The sequence below is a fragment of the Flavobacterium praedii genome, assembly GCF_026810365.1.
GTDB lineage: Bacteria > Bacteroidota > Bacteroidia > Flavobacteriales > Flavobacteriaceae > Flavobacterium > Flavobacterium praedii.
Genome location: NZ_CP113948.1, coordinates 3,557,543 through 3,576,025 on the forward strand (window position 1 = coordinate 3,557,543; position 18,483 = coordinate 3,576,025).

18 protein-coding genes are annotated in these 18,483 nt (G+C 32.7%); 8 read left to right on the forward strand and 10 right to left on the reverse strand.

All coding sequences use genetic code 11. The features are described from left to right. The first annotated feature begins 32 nt into the window (after positions 1-32). Together OYT91_RS15075 and OYT91_RS15080 are read left to right on the forward strand one after the other, a co-directional pair. Complete coding sequence (locus OYT91_RS15075; protein WP_281238613.1) at positions 33-893, forward strand: hypothetical protein; 861 nt, start codon at positions 33-35, stop codon at positions 891-893. Further along, on the forward strand, positions 853-3,114 hold the full coding sequence (locus OYT91_RS15080) for a hypothetical protein (RefSeq protein ID WP_281238614.1): 2,262 nt from the start codon (positions 853-855) through the stop codon (positions 3,112-3,114). The genes OYT91_RS15075 and OYT91_RS15080 overlap by 41 nt, the downstream gene beginning before the upstream one ends. A 268-nt stretch (positions 3,115-3,382) precedes the next feature. Here the strand turns inward: OYT91_RS15080 and OYT91_RS15085 are convergent, their stop codons facing one another. Continuing rightward, entirely contained in the window at positions 3,383-4,066 is a 684-nt protein-coding gene (locus OYT91_RS15085; protein ID WP_281238615.1) for a ComF family protein, read from the reverse strand. Between the two features lie 95 nt (positions 4,067-4,161). Here OYT91_RS15085 and OYT91_RS15090 point away from each other — a divergent pair, with 95 nt between their 5' ends. The 5 genes from OYT91_RS15090 (at position 4,162) to OYT91_RS15110 (ending at position 10,084) form a co-directional block, all read left to right on the forward strand. Further along, the gene (locus tag OYT91_RS15090; RefSeq protein ID WP_281238616.1) at positions 4,162-5,703 is read left to right on the forward strand and encodes a glycine--tRNA ligase; all 1,542 of its coding nucleotides are present in this window, start codon (positions 4,162-4,164) and stop codon (positions 5,701-5,703) included. A gap of 299 nt (positions 5,704-6,002) precedes the next feature. Next, positions 6,003-6,812, forward strand: coding sequence for a LytR/AlgR family response regulator transcription factor (locus OYT91_RS15095; protein ID WP_281238617.1), 810 nt, complete (start codon positions 6,003-6,005; stop codon positions 6,810-6,812). Between the two features lie 174 nt (positions 6,813-6,986). Next, on the forward strand, positions 6,987-7,247 hold the full coding sequence (locus OYT91_RS15100; protein WP_281238618.1) for a hypothetical protein: 261 nt from the start codon (positions 6,987-6,989) through the stop codon (positions 7,245-7,247). A gap of 97 nt (positions 7,248-7,344) precedes the next feature. Next, entirely contained in the window at positions 7,345-9,375 is a 2,031-nt protein-coding gene (locus OYT91_RS15105) for a tetratricopeptide repeat-containing sensor histidine kinase (RefSeq protein WP_281238619.1), read from the forward strand. Positions 9,376-9,388: 13 nt separating this feature from the next. Continuing rightward, complete coding sequence (locus OYT91_RS15110) at positions 9,389-10,084, forward strand: response regulator (protein ID WP_281238620.1); 696 nt, start codon at positions 9,389-9,391, stop codon at positions 10,082-10,084. A gap of 68 nt (positions 10,085-10,152) precedes the next feature. Here OYT91_RS15110 and thiL read toward each other — a convergent pair whose 3' ends face one another. The 7 genes from thiL to pdxA form a co-directional block, all read right to left on the reverse strand. Beyond that, positions 10,153-11,202: a thiamine-phosphate kinase gene (thiL, locus tag OYT91_RS15115; RefSeq protein WP_281238621.1), complete on the reverse strand. Its 1,050-nt coding sequence runs from the start codon at positions 11,200-11,202 to the stop codon at positions 10,153-10,155. A gap of 369 nt (positions 11,203-11,571) precedes the next feature. Next, entirely contained in the window at positions 11,572-12,918 is a 1,347-nt protein-coding gene (gene accC, locus OYT91_RS15120) for an acetyl-CoA carboxylase biotin carboxylase subunit (RefSeq protein WP_269224101.1), read from the reverse strand. 188 nt (positions 12,919-13,106) lie between these two features. Then, positions 13,107-13,586 (reverse strand): acetyl-CoA carboxylase biotin carboxyl carrier protein, encoded by a 480-nt coding sequence (gene accB / locus OYT91_RS15125; RefSeq protein WP_269224100.1) that lies wholly within the window; start codon positions 13,584-13,586, stop codon positions 13,107-13,109. 22 nt (positions 13,587-13,608) lie between these two features. Next, positions 13,609-14,607: a beta-ketoacyl-ACP synthase III gene (locus OYT91_RS15130; protein WP_281238622.1), complete on the reverse strand. Its 999-nt coding sequence runs from the start codon at positions 14,605-14,607 to the stop codon at positions 13,609-13,611. Between the two features lie 173 nt (positions 14,608-14,780). Then, positions 14,781-14,975 carry a 50S ribosomal protein L32 gene (gene rpmF / locus OYT91_RS15135; protein ID WP_022828950.1) on the reverse strand — a complete coding sequence of 65 codons (195 nt, stop codon included), beginning with the start codon at positions 14,973-14,975 and terminating at the stop codon, positions 14,781-14,783. Between the two features lie 9 nt (positions 14,976-14,984). Then, on the reverse strand, positions 14,985-15,536 hold the full coding sequence (locus OYT91_RS15140; protein ID WP_281238623.1) for a YceD family protein: 552 nt from the start codon (positions 15,534-15,536) through the stop codon (positions 14,985-14,987). 84 nt (positions 15,537-15,620) lie between these two features. Beyond that, positions 15,621-16,670, reverse strand: a complete 1,050-nt coding sequence (gene pdxA, locus OYT91_RS15145; protein ID WP_269224559.1) for a 4-hydroxythreonine-4-phosphate dehydrogenase PdxA — start codon at positions 16,668-16,670, stop codon at positions 15,621-15,623. 58 nt (positions 16,671-16,728) lie between these two features. Between pdxA and OYT91_RS15150 the strand changes: the two genes are divergently transcribed. After that, positions 16,729-17,316 carry a riboflavin synthase gene (locus OYT91_RS15150; RefSeq protein WP_281238624.1) on the forward strand — a complete coding sequence of 196 codons (588 nt, stop codon included), beginning with the start codon at positions 16,729-16,731 and terminating at the stop codon, positions 17,314-17,316. 34 nt (positions 17,317-17,350) lie between these two features. Here OYT91_RS15150 and OYT91_RS15155 read toward each other — a convergent pair whose 3' ends face one another. Together OYT91_RS15155 and OYT91_RS15160 are read right to left on the reverse strand one after the other, a co-directional pair. Beyond that, positions 17,351-17,560, reverse strand: coding sequence for an Fjoh_0651 family PID-CTERM protein (locus OYT91_RS15155; RefSeq protein ID WP_281238625.1), 210 nt, complete (start codon positions 17,558-17,560; stop codon positions 17,351-17,353). 386 nt (positions 17,561-17,946) lie between these two features. Then, entirely contained in the window at positions 17,947-18,447 is a 501-nt protein-coding gene (locus OYT91_RS15160; RefSeq protein WP_281238626.1) for a DUF456 domain-containing protein, read from the reverse strand. Positions 18,448-18,483 lie beyond the last annotated feature (36 nt).

Genomic DNA, 18,483 nt, shown 5'->3' on the forward strand with positions numbered 1-18,483 from the left:
CAAAAGAAAAAAATACCCTGATATCAAACAAAGTGAAGCGAGTTTATATTAGATATTTTGATGTCGACTTAAATCCAAAAACACAAAATCCGTATCCTAAAAGTCCAATTCGTTTTGAGGATTCAACTCTTAATTTTGAAATCGTACCTGTAGTATATATCAAAAATAAAGTAATGCTTGATAAAAAAGTAGATCTTTTGGATTTGGCACAAAAAACAAACCATTTTATCCAACAAATCAATACTAAAAACAATATCAGCATTGAAGAAATTCAAATAGATTGCGATTGGACTTTGAGAAGTAAAGATAATTATCTGCGTTTTATTCAAATTTTTAAAAAAATTTCAAGCAAGCAACTCTCCGCAACGATACGACTTCATCAAATTAAGTATTATGAAAAAACAAAAATCCCTGCTGTAGATCGGGGTGTTTTAATGTACTATAATATGGGCAAAATTGCTCCAGATTCCCTAAATTCAATTTACGATCGCAACATAGCCAAACGTTATTTAGCAAGTCTAAAAAATTATCCACTACCAATAAATATTGCATTGCCAATCTATTCATGGGGTATACATATTAGAGACGGAAAAATAATTGGTTTAAGAAATAAAATTGATGTTAATAATTTAAAAAATTACAGTAGTTTTGTTCTTACAAATAAAAATTGGTTTTTAGTTAAAAAAGCAACCTTTCAAAATGGTATTTATTACAAAGAAAAGGACCAATTAAAAATAGAAACCATTTCAGAGTCTGATTTGTTTGAAATGGCAAATGATTTAAAAAAACGCACAACTCAAAATCCAAAAGAAATTATCTTTTACGATTTAGATGAATTTAATTTAAAAAACTATGATGCAGCCATTTTTAAAAAAGTTATTGATTGCTTTTAGTACCATTTCTCTTTTGGTTTACGGTACCATTTATGCCTGTTCAGATGGCGATTGGGGTTGGTCTTTTGATTCCAACTTTGCTCCAGAAACTTTTGTAGACAAATCGTATTCTCCTTTGTTTTTGTCTACCGATTTCTTTTATGAAATAGGATATGATACCGAACATCGCACCCGTTTCAACTCAGATAATATCAAAGACTGGAATACGTATCTTGAAAGGAAAATTAACGAAAAAGAGCTGGCGTTTTTCTTAACCGATTCCAGTAGTGCTGATGTGGCCGATTTGATGGTATATTATAAAAAAGAGAAACCGAATAAAGTCTCTGAGAAATGGAATAAAAAATTCAAATTAAGTGAAGCAAAAATTAAAGATTTTTTCTTTTTTTTAAATGAAGCACAAATTATTGAAACCTATTCCACCCAGCAATATGATTCTTGGAATTATGATGAAACGGTAAAACCAGAAGTTTTATCCGATAGCAATTGGATTAAATCACTGGAAAAAAAATACAACGATACCAAAGATCCTTTTCTAAAAAACAGGTATTGGTTCCTTGTTATAAAAGCAAGTTTTTATAGTGATAGACAAGTAAATGGGGTGACATTTTTCAATCAAACTGAAAAGACAATGCCAAAAAACACCTTGTATTATAGAGCACTTGCTTATGTTGCCGGAATCGAATACAAACAAAAACACTATGCGAAATCCAATTATCTCTACAGCCAGGTTTTTGATAAATGTTCTGCAATGCGCGTAGTTTCAGCTTATTGTTTCCATCCTCAAGAAGAAAAAGACTGGAAACAATCCTTGGCGATGGCCAAAACGAATGACGAAAAAGCGGCGCTTTGGGCTATTCAAGGGTATTATAACGATGAAGAAAAAGCAATTAGTGAAATCTATAAATTACAACCCAAAAGTCAGCATCTCGACTATTTATTGACTCGATTAATAAACAATCAAGAAAATAAAATAGACCGTAATTTTAAAGACAGATCCGTTCTTGAAAATAAAAAAAGCACCAAAGACAGTATTAATAAAACGACAATTGATCTGGTCAATAAAGTAGCACAATCCGATAAAACGACAAAACCCTATTTGTGGAATGTAGCAGCTGCTTACCTTGAAACCTTAAACGGAAACTTCAAACAAGCCGACAAAAATTTTGACAAAGCCGAAAGTAAGATGCCAAAAACTCCTCTGGCCATTGCTCAAGTTCGTTTGCTTCGTTTTGTAAATAACCTTAGCAAAATAGATCAATTGAATCCTGAAAATGAAAAAACAATTCTAGCCGATTTGAATTGGTTGTATCTAGAATTGCCAAAAAGTGCGATTGAGAATCTTAGATATGAAAATGCAACCGCTTGGAGCAAAAATTATTTAGCAGCGCTTTACCGCTCTCAAAAAAATAGTGTGATGAACGAAGTTTTCAATCATAATTCCAGTTTTTATGATTCAGAGCAGCAACTTTTAGATATGAAAGCATTTCTTTCTAAAGAAAATAAAACGGAAATTGAAAAAATTGGTGCTTCCATTTACGAAATAAAACTAGCCGATATAAATTATTTTCAAGGAGTCAAAGCAACTTTCGAGAACAAAATTCCAGAAGCCATTGCTTTTATGAAACAAGCAGAAGGAATTCAAACAACGGTTTTTTACGGGAATCCATTTTTAGGAAACATCAAAGATTGTCATGATTGTGACCATCAAGCTCCACAAAAAAAGAAATACAGCATGCTTGATTTTTTGACAATAATTCAAAAAATGCAAGACAATTTAGCCAAAAAAGTGGATGTTTACAACAATAGTCTTTTACTTGGAAATGCTTTTTATAACATTACACATTTTGGTAACGGTCGCCTTTTCTATGAAGGAAAAATAGCAGGAGAAGGTTCAACTCCAGACTATTTTAGAGAATCTATTCGAGATATGATTATCAATTGTTCTGTGGCAAAAGCCTATTACGCAAAAGCTTTTCAAGCAACCAAAAACAACGAACAGAAAGCCAAAACCCAATACCTGTTAGCCAAATGTGAGCGCAATGATTATTACAACAAAAAATATTATTCACTGAATTTATCTACTTGGGACATTCAAGATGACCAAACCAATTTTATCGCTTGGCAAGGCTTCAAAAATCTAAAAGAAAATTATTCGAAAACTAAATATTATAAGGAAATTATAAATGAATGTGGGTATTTCAAGACCTATGCTCGAAAATAGTTTTAAAATTAGTAGGGCGTGCCACCATAAGGAAAAGTGGCCTAACTTAGAAACCGCTTATTCGGCCACTTTTCCTTATGCTGTCGGGCTGTTTGCGCTACTTCGGTAGCCAGCGTCCATCCCTCACGCATATTTACAAGGCCTTTTAGTCTAACCCAGATACAGTAGATTTCTAACGCTGAATATGGCTTTTATCTAGATATTTAATTTTTCTAACACATATTTCATCCCCTAACGGGCCTCCATGACTGGTTAAAAAAAAAGGAAATCAAGAATGTGCCATCGCCATACAAACAATACTAATTTTTGCTCCCGGAATTTTAAGCAATGCTTTTGAACAAGCTTCGAGCGTAGCGCCTGTGGTCAATACATCATCAATCAATAGATAATGTTTGTTCCAGTCTTCTTCACAGAAATCAACATCAAAAACCGTTTCAATTCCTTCGATTCTCCCCAAAAGATTCTTTTTTGATTGCGTTTTTGAATATACTTTTCGCATTAAAATAGAATCGTTCATTGGAGTTTTAAAATGCTCAGCCAAAGCCAATCCAAAATTAGTAACTTGATTATAGCCCCTTTCTTTCATGCGTTTTTTATGCAATGGAACAGGAATGATACGATCTACATCCTTTATAATCGGATTGTCTTTTAGCTCGGAAGCGTACCATTCGCCCAAAACGGTTCCAATTTCTTCATGACCTTTGTATTTCAAATTATGTATGAGTTCTTGAACCATTCCCTTTTTATGAAAATACAACAATGCAGAAACATGTTCTACGGGAATTCGACCATAAAACTTTTTAAAGGCTTCATTTTCTGGATTCAAATGATGATTGGTCAAAGGCAATTCATGACGACATACGGTACAAATTACATTTTCATTTGTACCAATGAATGATTTGCAGCCGGCACAAACGGGCGGGAAAAATAGATTGATCAAGGAATTAAGCATATAAAAGTAGATTTATCCATAAAAATAAGAAAATCACCATTTCTAACTTCATTTTTTTCTTTTTTTAATTTCCCTTTTTATATTTTTGCACTATTATGGCAAAACAAGAAGATTTATTTAAGAATGTAGTTTCGCACGCAAAAGAGTACGGATTTATTTTTCCGTCAAGCGAAATATACGATGGTTTAAGTGCAGTCTATGATTATGCACAAAACGGAGTAGAATTAAAAAAGAACATACGCGAATATTGGTGGAAATCGATGGTTCAAATGAACGAAAACATCGTAGGACTAGACGCGGCTATATTGATGCACCCAACCACTTGGAAAGCATCGGGTCACGTGGATGCCTTTAACGATCCATTGATAGACAACAAAGATTCCAAAAGAAGATACAGAGCCGATGTCCTGATTGAAGATTATGCCGAAAAGCTAAATCTAAAAGCTATCAAAGAAATCGAAAAAGCGCGTGCTCGATTTGGGGATGCGTTCAACGAACAAGAATTTGTGACCACCAACGCAAGAGTGATGGAATACAAAGCAAAAGAAAGACAAATTCTGGAAAGAATGGGTCGCTCTTTAGGAGCTGGTGATCTAGACGATGTAAAAGCATTAATCGAAGAACTGGAAATTGCTTGTCCAGAATCAGGTTCTAGAAATTGGACCGAAGTGCGTCAATTCAACTTGATGTTTGGTACTAAATTAGGTGCTTCTGCAGATTCGGCAATGGATTTGTATTTGCGTCCAGAAACAGCTCAAGGTATTTTTGTGAATTTCTTGAATGTTCAAAAATCAGGAAGAATGAAAATTCCTTTTGGTATCGCTCAAACCGGAAAAGCTTTTAGAAACGAAATTGTAGCCAGACAATTCATCTTCCGTATGCGTGAGTTTGAACAAATGGAAATGCAATTTTTTGTACGTCCAGGCGAAGAAATGCAATGGTACGAACACTGGAAAACTACTCGTTTGAACTGGCATTTATCCCTTGGTTTAGGAAAAGAAAATTATCGTTTTCACGATCATGAAAAACTGGCTCATTATGCCAATGCAGCAGCTGATATTGAATTTAATTTCCCTTTTGGTTTCAAAGAATTGGAAGGAATTCACTCCAGAACTGACTTTGACTTAAAAGCTCATGAACAATTTTCGGGTAGAAAATTGCAGTATTTTGATGCCGAATTGAATCAAAACTACGTTCCTTATGTGGTTGAAACTTCAGTAGGATTGGACAGAATGTTCTTGGCTGTTTTCGCTACTTCCTTAAAAGAAGAAACACTAGAAGATGGTTCAACAAGAACTGTATTAAAATTGCCAGCCGTTTTGGCTCCAACAAAAGCAGCTGTTTTACCATTGGTTAAAAAAGATGGATTACCTGAAATTTCCAAAAAAATCATTGATGATTTGAAATGGGATTTCAATGTTTCCTACGATGAAAAAGATGCAGTAGGAAGACGTTATAGAAGACAAGATGCTTTGGGAACTCCATTTTGTATCACTGTTGATCACCAAACAATAGAAGACCAAACGGTAACCATTCGTCATAGAGATACTATGAAACAAGACCGTGTCGCTATTGCCGACTTGAAATCAATCATTGAAAATGAGGTTTCTATGAAAAACTGGTTGATGAAAATGTAATTTTTTATTTAAAATAGATGAAAATGCTTCTCAGTTGGGAGGCATTTTTTTTTGCCTGAAATTTTAAAAAATAAGCTGATACAGTGATTGTTTGAATTTCTAAACCAATGCATATTAATTTTAAATTATTTTTATTAACCCATACTAAAAAAAACATAACTTTGAATGTTTTTCTTTAAAATTATATCGTAATTAGTGTGATTTTTGTTAATTAAATAGGATAGATATTATAAATGGTTATTTTGAATTTTAGAAAAAGTAAATAATAGAACATAAAAATAAAGTATTCCAACGAAAAAATGAATTATACCTACATAATCATAGACGATGATCCAGAAAGTGCTTTGCGAACAAAGGTTATTGCCAGTGAGTTTTCCGAATTAAATTTTCTCGGTACTGCAGATAATTATGCAGACGGAGTAAATCTTATTTTAGAACACATGCCCAAACTGGTTTTCTTGGAAATAGATCCTATTAATAAAAATAGCAATTTATCCTTACAGTTAATCAATGGATTATTGATGTATTTAAAGGAGTTGCCTAAAATAGTAATTACAACCAAGAAAAAAGATTTTGCATTTGATTGCATCAAATATGAAGTTATAGATTATTTGCTAAAACCATTATTAGTAATCGATTTTGTAAAATTGATTCATAAATTAAATAAAATAAATACTGATGATGAAGTATTATTGGTGCAAAGTCCAAATGCAAAGGAAAGACTAGCGCTAGAGAATTTTGAAATAAAGAAAAATAAAAAATCATTTATATTATGTGTTAAATCATATGGCGATCATAGGTATATTGATTCGGATGACATTTGTTACTTTCAAGCAGATAATAATTCTACTGATATTCATTTAAAAAGTGGTGAGATGATAACAGCTTTCAAGACATTAAAGCATTTTGAAACTGTTTTGACAAATCCCTTTATCCGAATACACAATAGTTATATTGTCAATCGAAATTACATCTCAAGAATCCATACGGGAAACTCGTTATGTTATATAAAAAAAACCACTATAAAATTGCCTTTTTCTAAATCTTACAAAACCAATGTTGACTTTATAATAGCTGAATTTGCCAATGAAAATTATATCGAAACCTAATTAATTGTCATTTGCCCTGATTTGCTATCCATTCACTATCAAACGAATACCATTGACCATAAACGCCTTTTTTTGAATTGATTATCTCGGTTTACTGTTTAGTTTTACAAAAGAATTCCAACACAAATGGAATCAAAAAAGTAAAAAATAACAACAACATAAACCCCAGAAATCATGAAAAAAGCAACTTTAACAATCGGATTATTTACATTAGTATTGGTACTAACTTCATTTGCAAATCCTACAACAGCAACGGCCTCAAATCTTGACAATACAGTCATAACTGGAATTGACGGAACTGGCGGGCAAGATGTTGGAGGAAATAAAAAAGTGGATTACAATGGTAATTCATTAATAGTTAATTCAACTAATAAAATCTTAGAAATTGATGGTAATGGAGGACAAGATGTTGGAGGAAATAAAAAAGTGGACTAAAAAGAAACCTAAATATTATTGAAAGGCTGTCATTTATTTGTCAGCCTTTTTTTATATGAAAAGTTTTAGTATTTTTGATTGATTTGAAATTCTACTATTGAAAAAACTATATTACATATGTTTACTTTTATTGGTTATTCTTTTTGGCTGTACTAAGAATAAAGTAGCCAAACAAAATTCCAGTATCTCAGAAGATAGTGTTTCTACTTATCTTACTTTGGCTAATGATGATCATTTGCCTTATGCTTACAAAAAAAAATACTCTCAAAAGGCATTGGCTATTATTTTGACTCAAAAAGACGATTCGATTAACAAAGTCAATCTCTTTAGGGTAGCCAATCGCTTTTATAATATGAGCGATTGGAAAAGCTATCTTGAAACTTCTAAACTCATTTTGGAACGTTGTGAAAAAAGCCATGATACTGTAAATATGGCTAAGGCTTATACTTATCTGGGAGATTATTATGTAGAAAAGTCTATTTCTGATACTGCTTTTTACAATTTTTTTAAAGCAGAAAAGCTTTATCTTAAACTCAATAATAATTACAATCTAGCAAAAACGTTAATAAGTAAAGCTAATTTGCAATTCAATGAAAGTGATTATTCAAATAGTGAAATAACAGTATTTAAAGCGTTGCGAGTGCTGAAAGATGGAAAAACAAATGATTTATTATACCAGTCTTATAATATTTTAGGTGTTTTATACAATGAAAGAGAAGAATATGGTAGAGCTTTAGAATACCATAATAAAGCACTAGTCAGTATTGATGATAAATCTATTCCATCAGTATTCCAATCGAAAGCGTCTTCTTTCAACAATATGGGCTATGTTTATTTGAATTTAAAAAACTACAATCAAGCAAAAAATTATTTCGAAAAAGGGCTCGAACAAGAACATTTATTCGTGGATAAACCTAAGCTATATGCAATGTTGTTGGATAATTTAGCTTATGCCAAATTTAAACTTAATGAATCTGAAGGTCTTCCTGATCAATTTTATCAAGCATTAAAAATTCGGGATAGTTTAAAAATTACATCTGGGATTATTGTAAGTAAAACTCGTTTGTCAGAATATTTCGCTTCTAAAAAGGATACCTTAAAAGCGGTTCAATATGCCAAACAAGCGCTATTACTTTCTCGTAGTACCAATCGCTTGAGAAGTATTTTGGAAGCGCTGAAACAAATGGAAGCGGTAGATCCCAAGAATGCTTCTACTTATTCCAAAGAATACATCCTTATTAATGATCGTTTGCAAAAAGCAGAACGTAAAATGGGGGAGAAGTTTTCTCGTATAGAATTTGAAACAGATGAAATAAAAGTTGAATACATTAATCTAGAGGGACAAAACAAGACACTTTTATTGATTTTTGCTTCTTTTGTGATCTTAGCGGTATTATTATATACCATTAAATTACAAAAAGTTAAACAACGCGAATTATTATTTAAGCAACAGCAGCAACAAGCCAATGCCGAGATATATAATTTATTAATCAATCAGCAAAACACAATTGAAATCAATAATATAAAAGAGAAAAAAAGAGTAGCAAGAGAATTACACGATGGTGTTTTAGGAAGAATGTTTGGAGTTCGAATTAATCTAGACAGTTTAAATAAAATTAAAGACGATTCTGGAGTAGAAAGGCGATTGAATTATTTGACAGAGCTTAAAAATATTGAACAAGATATTCGTGAAATTTCACATAACTTGAATAGAGAAAAATCAGAATTAATTAATAACTTCGTTGCTATAGTCGCTAACTTATTTGAAGAACAAAAAAAGACATATGCTTCAAAGTTTCTTGCTCACATAGACGCTGCAATTAAGTGGGAGTTTATCGATAACACTATAAAAATCAACATTTACAGAATTATTCAAGAATCTCTTCAAAATTGTAATAAATATTCTAAGGCTACAAAAATTAAAGTAGAATTTAGAAAGCAGGAAGATAATATAGTATTAAAAATAAGTGATGATGGAATTGGGTTTAATGTTTTACGTGCAAAAAAAGGTATTGGTCTTCAAAATATAAAAACAAGAACTATAGAATGTAATGGGACTCTAGATATTAAATCAAAAAAAGGAGAAGGCACGACCTTAACAATAGTAATACCAATTAAAAAAATATAAAACCTACAATATAATGATAGAGGATATTAAAGTGGAAAGATTAATTAAAAAAAATATTTTAATAGTTGACGACCATCCCTTTATAATTGACGGATATAAAAACGCAATCACCCGATATAAGCCGAATCTTTATGAATATTCATTTTCGCAAGGAAAAGATTGTAAAACAGGTTACACTATTATAACAGATCCTGACACCTTACCTTTTGATGTTGCTTTTTTAGATATAAGCATGCCGGTATATGAAGAAGAAGGCATTTATTCAGGTGAAGATTTAGCCAAATTGATCATGGAATTAATGCCTGATTGCAAAATTATCTTGCTTACCATGTTTAATGAGTTGCTGAAAATTAAAAACATTATTGATACCATAAATCCATCAGGATTGGTAATAAAAAGTGATTTAACCTTTGATGAATTGCTTTTTGGTTTTGATATTATTTTGAAAGACGAAATTTATTACAGTCACTCCGTAATTAAAATGGCCAATCAAGATATTACTGATGTTGAAGGAATTGATCAATTTGATAAGTTAATTCTTTTTCATATTTCTAAAGGAACCAAAACCAAAGACATCCCGCAATATATTCCCATTTCTTTACAAGCTATAGAAAGGCGAAAAGTAAATCTTAAAGAACTTTTTAAGATAGAAGATGGAAGTGATATCGATTTGATTCAAGAAGCAAAAGTTAGAGGGATTATTTTTTAGCTCTCCTATTAAACGAAAAACGACACTATTACAGTGTCGTTTTTCGTTTAATTGCTATCGAATTAATTTTATAATTCGCTTATGGCATCCCAACCTCTCGCTTTTAAGGGTATTTTGGTATTGGCGCGTGTTATCAGATGTATACCTTCACTTTCTTGAGTCATATGCCCAATAATGCTGAAATTTGGATTCCCTTTTATTTTTTCGAAATCTTCCATAGCAATTGTAAATAGTAATTCATAATCCTCACCGCCATTTATTGCAACTGTAGTACTATCAATATCAAATTCCTCGCAAACATTTATGAATTGGGGGTCAATTGGCAATTTGTCTTCATACAAGTTGCATCCTACGCCAGATTGTTTGCATAAATGCATAATTTCAGACGATAAGCCATCGGATATGTCGATCATTGATGTGGGTTTTATTTCTAGCGCGTGCAATAAAGTTCGAACGTCTTTTCTAGCTTCTGGTTTTAATTGACGCTCAATAAGGTAGGTGTAAGCATCCAAGTCAGGTTGTGAATTGGGGTTTACTTGAAATACTTGCTTTTCTCTTTCTAATACTTGTAATCCCATATAGGCCGCGCCAATATCACCAGTGACTACTAAAAGATCGCTTTGTTTGGCTCCATTTCTATAAACGATTTCGTTTTCATCCGCCTCACCAATGGCAGTGATACTTATGATTAATCCTTTTTGTGAAGAGGTTGTGTCTCCTCCAATTACATCAACTTTGTATTCTTGTGCTGCGTGTGTAATTCCTGCAAATAATTCTTCTAATGCTTCTAGAGGGAAACGATTGGAAACAGCAATAGAAACCGTAATTTGAGTTGGTTTAGCATTCATCGCACAAATATCCGAAACATTGACAACTACCGCTTTATACCCTAAATGCTTTAGAGGCATATAAGATAAATCAAAATGCACACCTTCTATCAATAAATCTGTTGAAATGACTACTTTTTTATCTTTGAAATCCAATACTGCGGCATCATCTCCGATCCCTTTTAGTGTTGAAGGTTGGTTGATTTCGAAGTTTTTTGTTAAATGGTCTATTAGACCAAACTCGCCTAATTGGGCTATACTGGTACGTTGAGGGGTTTTATCTTCAATCATTATAGTTGTATGTTTTTTTTTGTTTTTACAAGAAGGCAAAGGTACGAAGTTGATTATGTATTAGCTATAAATATATAGGAAAGGGAATTGTTGGTAAAAAAAAATATTTAGTTTAATGGTAGAATTAATGGTTTACGGAAAGTTGGATATGTTGTTTATTCGAATGGTTTTGCGAGCGCGTGAGGGATGGGCCAAGCTACCGAAGTAGCGGCAACAGCCCGACAGCATAAAGAGAAGTGGCCGAATATGCGGTATCTATGTTGGGCCACTTCTCTTTATGGTGGCACGCCCAACAATTTTTTATACTTGATATTTGAAATATTTTGTTTAAAAAAAATCCCATTCATTGTAAGAATGGGATTTAATTTTTTATTCCGGATCATTCATTTTGAAAGTATCCATGAAGGCAGTGGTGTACTCTCCTGCGATGTATCTAGGTTCATCCATTAATTGTCTGTGAAATGGAATAGTTGTTTTTATACCTTCGATTACAAATTCGTCTAAAGCTCTTCTCATTTTACTAATAGCTTCTTCACGAGTTTGTGCTGTAGTAATTAATTTGGCAATCATAGAATCGTAATTTGGTGGAATCGTATATCCAGAATACACATGGGTATCTAGACGTACACCGTGTCCGCCTGGCATATGAAGTGTAGTGATTTTTCCTGGTGAAGGTCTGAAGTCGTTGTAAGGATCTTCGGCATTGATACGACATTCAATAGCATGTAATTGTGGTAAGTAATTTTTACCTGAAATTGGCACGCCAGCAGCAACTAAAATTTGCTCTCTAATTAAATCGTAATCAACTACTTGTTCGGTAATAGGGTGCTCTACTTGGATACGAGTGTTCATTTCCATGAAGTAAAAGTTTCTGTGTTTGTCTACTAAAAACTCAACAGTTCCTGCACCTTCGTATTTTATATATTCTGCTGCTTTTACAGCTGCTTCACCCATTTTGGCACGTAACTCGTCGGTCATAAATGGAGAAGGAGTTTCTTCGGTCAATTTTTGATGGCGACGTTGTACTGAACAATCTCTTTCTGAAAGATGACAGGCTTTACCGTAAGAATCACCAACAACTTGGATTTCGATATGACGAGGTTCTTCAATAAGTTTTTCAAGATACATTCCGTCGTTTCCAAAAGCGGCCGCAGATTCTTGACGTGCACCTTCCCATGCTTTTAGTAAATCTTCTGGAGCCCAAACAGCTCTCATTCCTTTACCTCCACCACCAGCAGTGGCTTTTAACATTACAGGATATCCAAATTTATTGGCTAATTCTGCTGCTTGTTCGAATGATTCCAAAATCCCAACTGAACCTGGTACACAAGGTACTCCTGCTTCAATCATAGTGGCTTTTGCGGAAGCTTTATCTCCCATTCTGTCAATCATTTCTGGAGAAGCACCAATGAATTTTATGTTGTGTTCTTGGCAAATTTTAGAAAATTTAGCATTTTCTGAAAGAAACCCGTAACCTGGATGTATTGCATCTGCATTTGTAATTTCTGCAGCTGCAATAATATTAGACATCTTTAAATAAGATAAATTACTAGGAGGAGGTCCTATGCAAACAGCTTCGTCAGCAAATTTAACGTGTAAGCTTTCAGCATCTGCAGTAGAATAAACCGCTACTGTCTTGATACCCATCTCTCTACAAGTACGGATAACACGAAGCGCTATCTCTCCTCTATTGGCTATTAGTATTTTTTTAAACATATTTTTTAAAATTAGATAATTAGACGGTTTAGAGAATTAGACAAACCGATTATAGAAAAATGAAAAATAGATTCATAGTATAAGTGAAATTTATTTTCAAAAATGACAACTACATAAAACCTAAAACACTATTTCAGATTTAAAAACCTGAAATCTATAATCTGAAATCTATAATCTAAAATCTAAAATTAAGAAGGGTCTACTAAGAATAAAGGTTGGTCAAATTCAACAGGAGACATATCGTCTACTAATATTTTTACAATTTTACCAGATATTTCAGATTCAATTTCGTTGAATAATTTCATGGCTTCAATAACACAAAGAACATCTCCTTTTGCAATAGATTTACCAACTTCTACAAACATTGGTTTGTCTGGAGACGGTTTTCTATAAAAAGTACCAATGATTGGTGATTTTATTGTGATATAATGTGCGTTTTCTACAACAGCAACTTCTGGAGTAGCTGCAACTGGAGCAATTTGTTGTGGAGCAGCAGCTTGTGGAAGTGCATTTTGAGAAGGTAGCTGTTGAACATATGTTGTTTCGGTTACACTTCCTTCTAAAGTAGTTCTGATGGTGATTTTAACATCATCCATTTCTAATTTAACTTCTGCAACACCTGAATTTGCTACAAATTTGATTAGATTTTGAATTTCTTTTAAATCCATAATTATTTCTTTTTAGTTTAATTTATTTTTTATCGTAGGCCCAAGTTAAGTAAATAGATCCCCAAGTAAAGCCACCACCAAAAGCGGCAAAGATTATGGTATCTCCTTTTTTGAAAAGGTGTTCAAAATCATAAAGTACTAGTGGTAAAGTTGCTGATGTTGTGTTTCCGTATTTTTCAATATTCATCAATACTTTGGCATCCTCTAAGTTCATTCTGTGCGCTGTTGCATCAATAATACGCTTATTTGCTTGGTGTGGAACTAACCAATTGACATCTTCATTGGTTAAATTATTTCTTTTGAGAATTAATTCGCTAGCATCGGCCATATTGGTAACTGCATATTTAAAAACGGTTTTTCCGTCTTGTATAATATTATGCATATTGTCATTTACAGTGTCTAAGCTCGTTGGAAGTAGTGAACCTCCAGCTGGAATTTTCAAGAAATCACGACCTACGCCATCGCTTCTTAAATATTCATCTTGTAAGCCATATCCTTCGTAATTTGGCTCAAACAATACTGCTCCAGCACCATCTCCAAAGATTATACATGTAGCTCTGTCTTTATAGTCGACTATTGAAGACATTTTATCAGCTCCAATTAGTAATACTTTTTTGTATCTTCCAGATTGAACATATGCGGCAGCTGTAGACATTCCGTAAAGAAAACTAGAACATGCAGCTTGTAAGTCGTAGGCAAAAGCATTGGTAGCTCCTATTGCGGTTGCTACATATACACCAGTAGAAGCTACTGGCATGTCTGAGGTTGCAGTTGCCATTAAAATTAAATCAATTTCAAGAGGGTCAATGTTTGCTTTTGCTATTAAATCTTGAGCAGCTTTTATTGCAAGAAATGAAGTTCCTTTATCACTATCTTTTAGTATTCTTCTTTCTTTAATTCCTGTGCGTGTGGTTATCCATTCGTCATTTGTATCGACCATTGTTTCTAATACTTTGTTTGAAAGAACAAAGTCGGGAACATAACCACCAACTGCGGTAATTGCGGCTGTAATTGTACTCATTATATGCGATTATTTATTGTCAAATGTTGCCATTTGCAAAATTTTTAAAAGACTTTAAAATTACAATAAAAAAACTAAATTAGCTGTTTTTAAGTTTTCTTATTTGGGGAAATTATAAACAACAAAAAAAACTCTCACGTAGTGAGAGTTCCAATATTATTTACAAAAACGTATTAAGCAAGAGCTACAGATTTATCTATAACAACTTGTCCTCTGTAATACATTTTTCCTTCATGCCAGTAGGCTCTGTGGTATAAATGCGCTTCTCCAGTGATAGGACATGTAGCGATTTGAGCTACAGTAGCTTTGTAATGTGTTCTTCTTTTGTCTCTTCTTGTTTTCGAGATTTTTCTCTTAGGATGTGCCATTTTACTATATTATTTATCCGTTAATAGTTGCTTTAATTTGTCCCAACGTGGGTCTATATTCTCTTCTTTTTTCTCTTCTTTTTTTTCCTTCTTTTGTTCTTCAATTGCTAATTCTTTCAGTTTTGTCAAAGCTTCTGTTTTTAAACTTCCATCTTTGATTCCTGGATGAACCCTTCGTAATGGAATTGAAAGAACGATCATCTCATAAATATATTGAGAGATGTCAATCTCAAATTCGCCAAACGGTACGATTAACAATTCCTCATTATCATTATTATAAGTATCTCCAAATCGAACAATTAATTTTAATTTTCCTTTTACGGGTAAATCAAAATCTTCACTTGTTAGATCACAAGGCACATTAACTGTTCCTTTATGTTTGAAATCAATTTCTAAAAGGTTGCTTTTTTTGTCTAAAACTACACTTACTCTGATATCTGAATTTTGAAATTCATTATAATCAAAGATTTCAAAGAACGCGTTATTTATTTGATACTCAAATTTGTGTTTTCCTAGCTTCAATCCTACGAAAGGAATTACATATTCTTTAGTCTTGCTCATTTCAACAACAATTTGCCCTAAACTTCGGGAGTGCAAAGATATAAAATAAATGGAAATCTAATAATGTTATTCACCTTTTTTTGTTTACAACTGTTTTTCTTTTGTTTTTAGAGGCTTTTGGCTGATTTCAGCATATTGATTTCTGGAATTATAGATGTCAATTGCAAGATAAACCGCTTCTTTGAAAGAATTATAGTCGGCTTTATTTTTGCCAGCAATGTCATAAGCAGTTCCATGATCAGGAGAAGTCCTAATTTTATTTAGACCTGCTGTATAGTTTACGCCGTTTCCAAATGAAAGTGTTTTAAAAGGGATTAGCCCTTGATCGTGATACGTAGCGATAATGGCATCATATTTTTCATATTGATTGCTTCCAAAGAAACCGTCAGCGGCAAATGGGCCAAAAACTAAAGTGCCTTTTTCGAATAATTTTTTTAAAGCCGGCTTCAGTACAGCATCATCTTCGGTACCTATAACACCGCCATCTCCACAATGGGGATTTAAGCCTAAAACTGCAATTTTTGGTTTATTGATACTAAAATCTTGAATTAAGGTTTTCTTTATTGTTTCTATTTTCTTAAAAATCAACTCTTCAGTTAAATGAGAAGCTACTTCGTTAATAGGCACATGATCTGTCAATAAACCAACTCTTAAGTTGTCTTGAACCATTAACATTAAAGCATTGCCTTCCAATTCTTGATCCAAATAATCTGTGTGTCCAGGAAATTTAAACGTATCTGATTGAATGTTGTATTTGTTGATAGGAGCAGTTACCAAAACATCAATAGTTCCTTCTTTTAGTGCTTTAGTGGCTGCTATAAAGGACTTAATGGCATATTCCCCAACTTTTTCGTCATTTACTCCAAGATTTATATCAATCCCTTCTTTCCATAGATTAAAAACATTGACTTTGCCAACGACAATTTGATCTAATTTATCTATGCCATGAAGCGCAACAGTAGATTCAAAATTTTTTCTAATAAACGACAGTATCTTTACATTGGCAAAAATAACTGGGGTACAAAGTTCAAGCATACGAGAATCCTCGAATGTTTTTAGAACCACTTCGCTTCCAATACCGTTCAAATCTCCTATTGAAATCCCTACGATTATATTTTCTGCTTTTTTCATAATGTCCTTAAGTTATTTATTGCTATTTTTGAAGTGCAAATTTAGTAAAATAAAACAAGAAATGTTTACAGGAATTATTGAAACACTAGGAACTGTTCAAGAAGTTAAAAAAGAACAAGATAATCTCCATATTACTATCGATTCTTCCATCACTGAAGAATTAAAAGTAGATCAAAGTGTGGCGCATAATGGAATATGCTTAACCGTTGTTGCTATAGATAAGGATCTTTATACTGTTACTGCTATAGGAGAAACAATAAAGAAGACAAATATTTCAACTTGGGATGTAGGTGATAAAATTAATCTAGAACGAGCGATGAAATTAGGTGATCGATTAGACGGTCACATCGTACAAGGACATGTTGACCAAGTTGGGACATGTGTTGCGGCAAATGAAACTAATGGGAGTTGGTTTTATACCTTTGAATACGATTCTTCATTACAAAATATTACTATTGAAAAGGGATCTATCACTGTAAATGGGGTTAGTTTGACAGTTGTGGATTCAGGTAAAAATAATTTCAGTGTTGCAATTATACCTTATACTTATGAGCACACCAATTTTCATACTTTTGTAGTTGGAACCAAAGTGAATTTGGAATTTGATGTAATTGGGAAGTATGTCTCTAGACTTTATAGTAACAAATAAATTACAGATAATGTCTGTATCAAAAAAGCGTCAATTAAATTGACGCTTTTTTGATTTTTATGTGTTTGTAAATTGTATACAAGCCGTATAGAGTTACTATTGTTAATACAATTGTTAAATTCTCGTCTATTGGTAGATCTGGAGGTTGTCCTTTACCTGTTGGTGAAGGGGGATTTGGTCCAGCAAATCCAAACATACTGAACAGCAAAAGAATAAGTGTGCTAAAGGATTTTTTGAAGACCATATTTATAACTTATTGTAAAAACAGAAAATAAATTTATATTAATTCCAGAAGTAATTTAGTTTTTCTAAAAAAAACATTCTTTACTAATTTTAATGCGCAAACTTACAACTATTTTTTTTATAAGCTTAATTGAAAATAGCGTCAATCTGCATAATTTAACGCTTAAAATTTAACTTATTGCTATTTTTGTATGAAAAGTAAGAGTAATTTAAAAAATAGTATCTTTTTTAATACAAACCAAAAAGCGTAGAATTTCATAAATTCTTTTTTTGAATAGTATGATACCAGCGAAGAGGATTCAATTAAACCTCATGGTGTTAAAAATTAATATTGTTCTGTAAATTTGATTAAGGTGAAAATATCTGTTTTTTAAAGAAGTTATTTTTCTAAAACAATGCATTACTATTTTTCCACACAATCCAAAGAAACAATCCCAAATACATCATACAAACCACAAATTTCATAAAAGAAGAAGCCAGAAAGCCCAGAAGGGAGCCTGTAGCCGCTTTCAAAGCACGTTTGTGGTTTTTGTTGTCATATATAAGTTCTCCTATAAATGCACCAACAAACGGCCCGATAATAAAGCCCAAAGGAATTGGAGCAAAAATACCAACAATCAAACCAATATTGGTTCCCCAAATGCCATAGGAACTTCCGCCAAATTTTTTGGTTCCCTTGGCAGGAATGATATAATCCAAAACGGTAAGCACAATAGTAATCAACAAGGAAATACCCAAAATCCAATAGTTGGCGGGAACAGCAGTCGTAAAATACAACAATACAATTCCAACCCAGCTTATGCTTGGTCCAGGCAGAACAGGCAAAAAACTCCCAAAAACACCTACAACAACACAAACAAAACCCAATGACAAAAGCAGGATATCCATAAAAATATTTTTAGTAATTTTGATGCCAATAATACA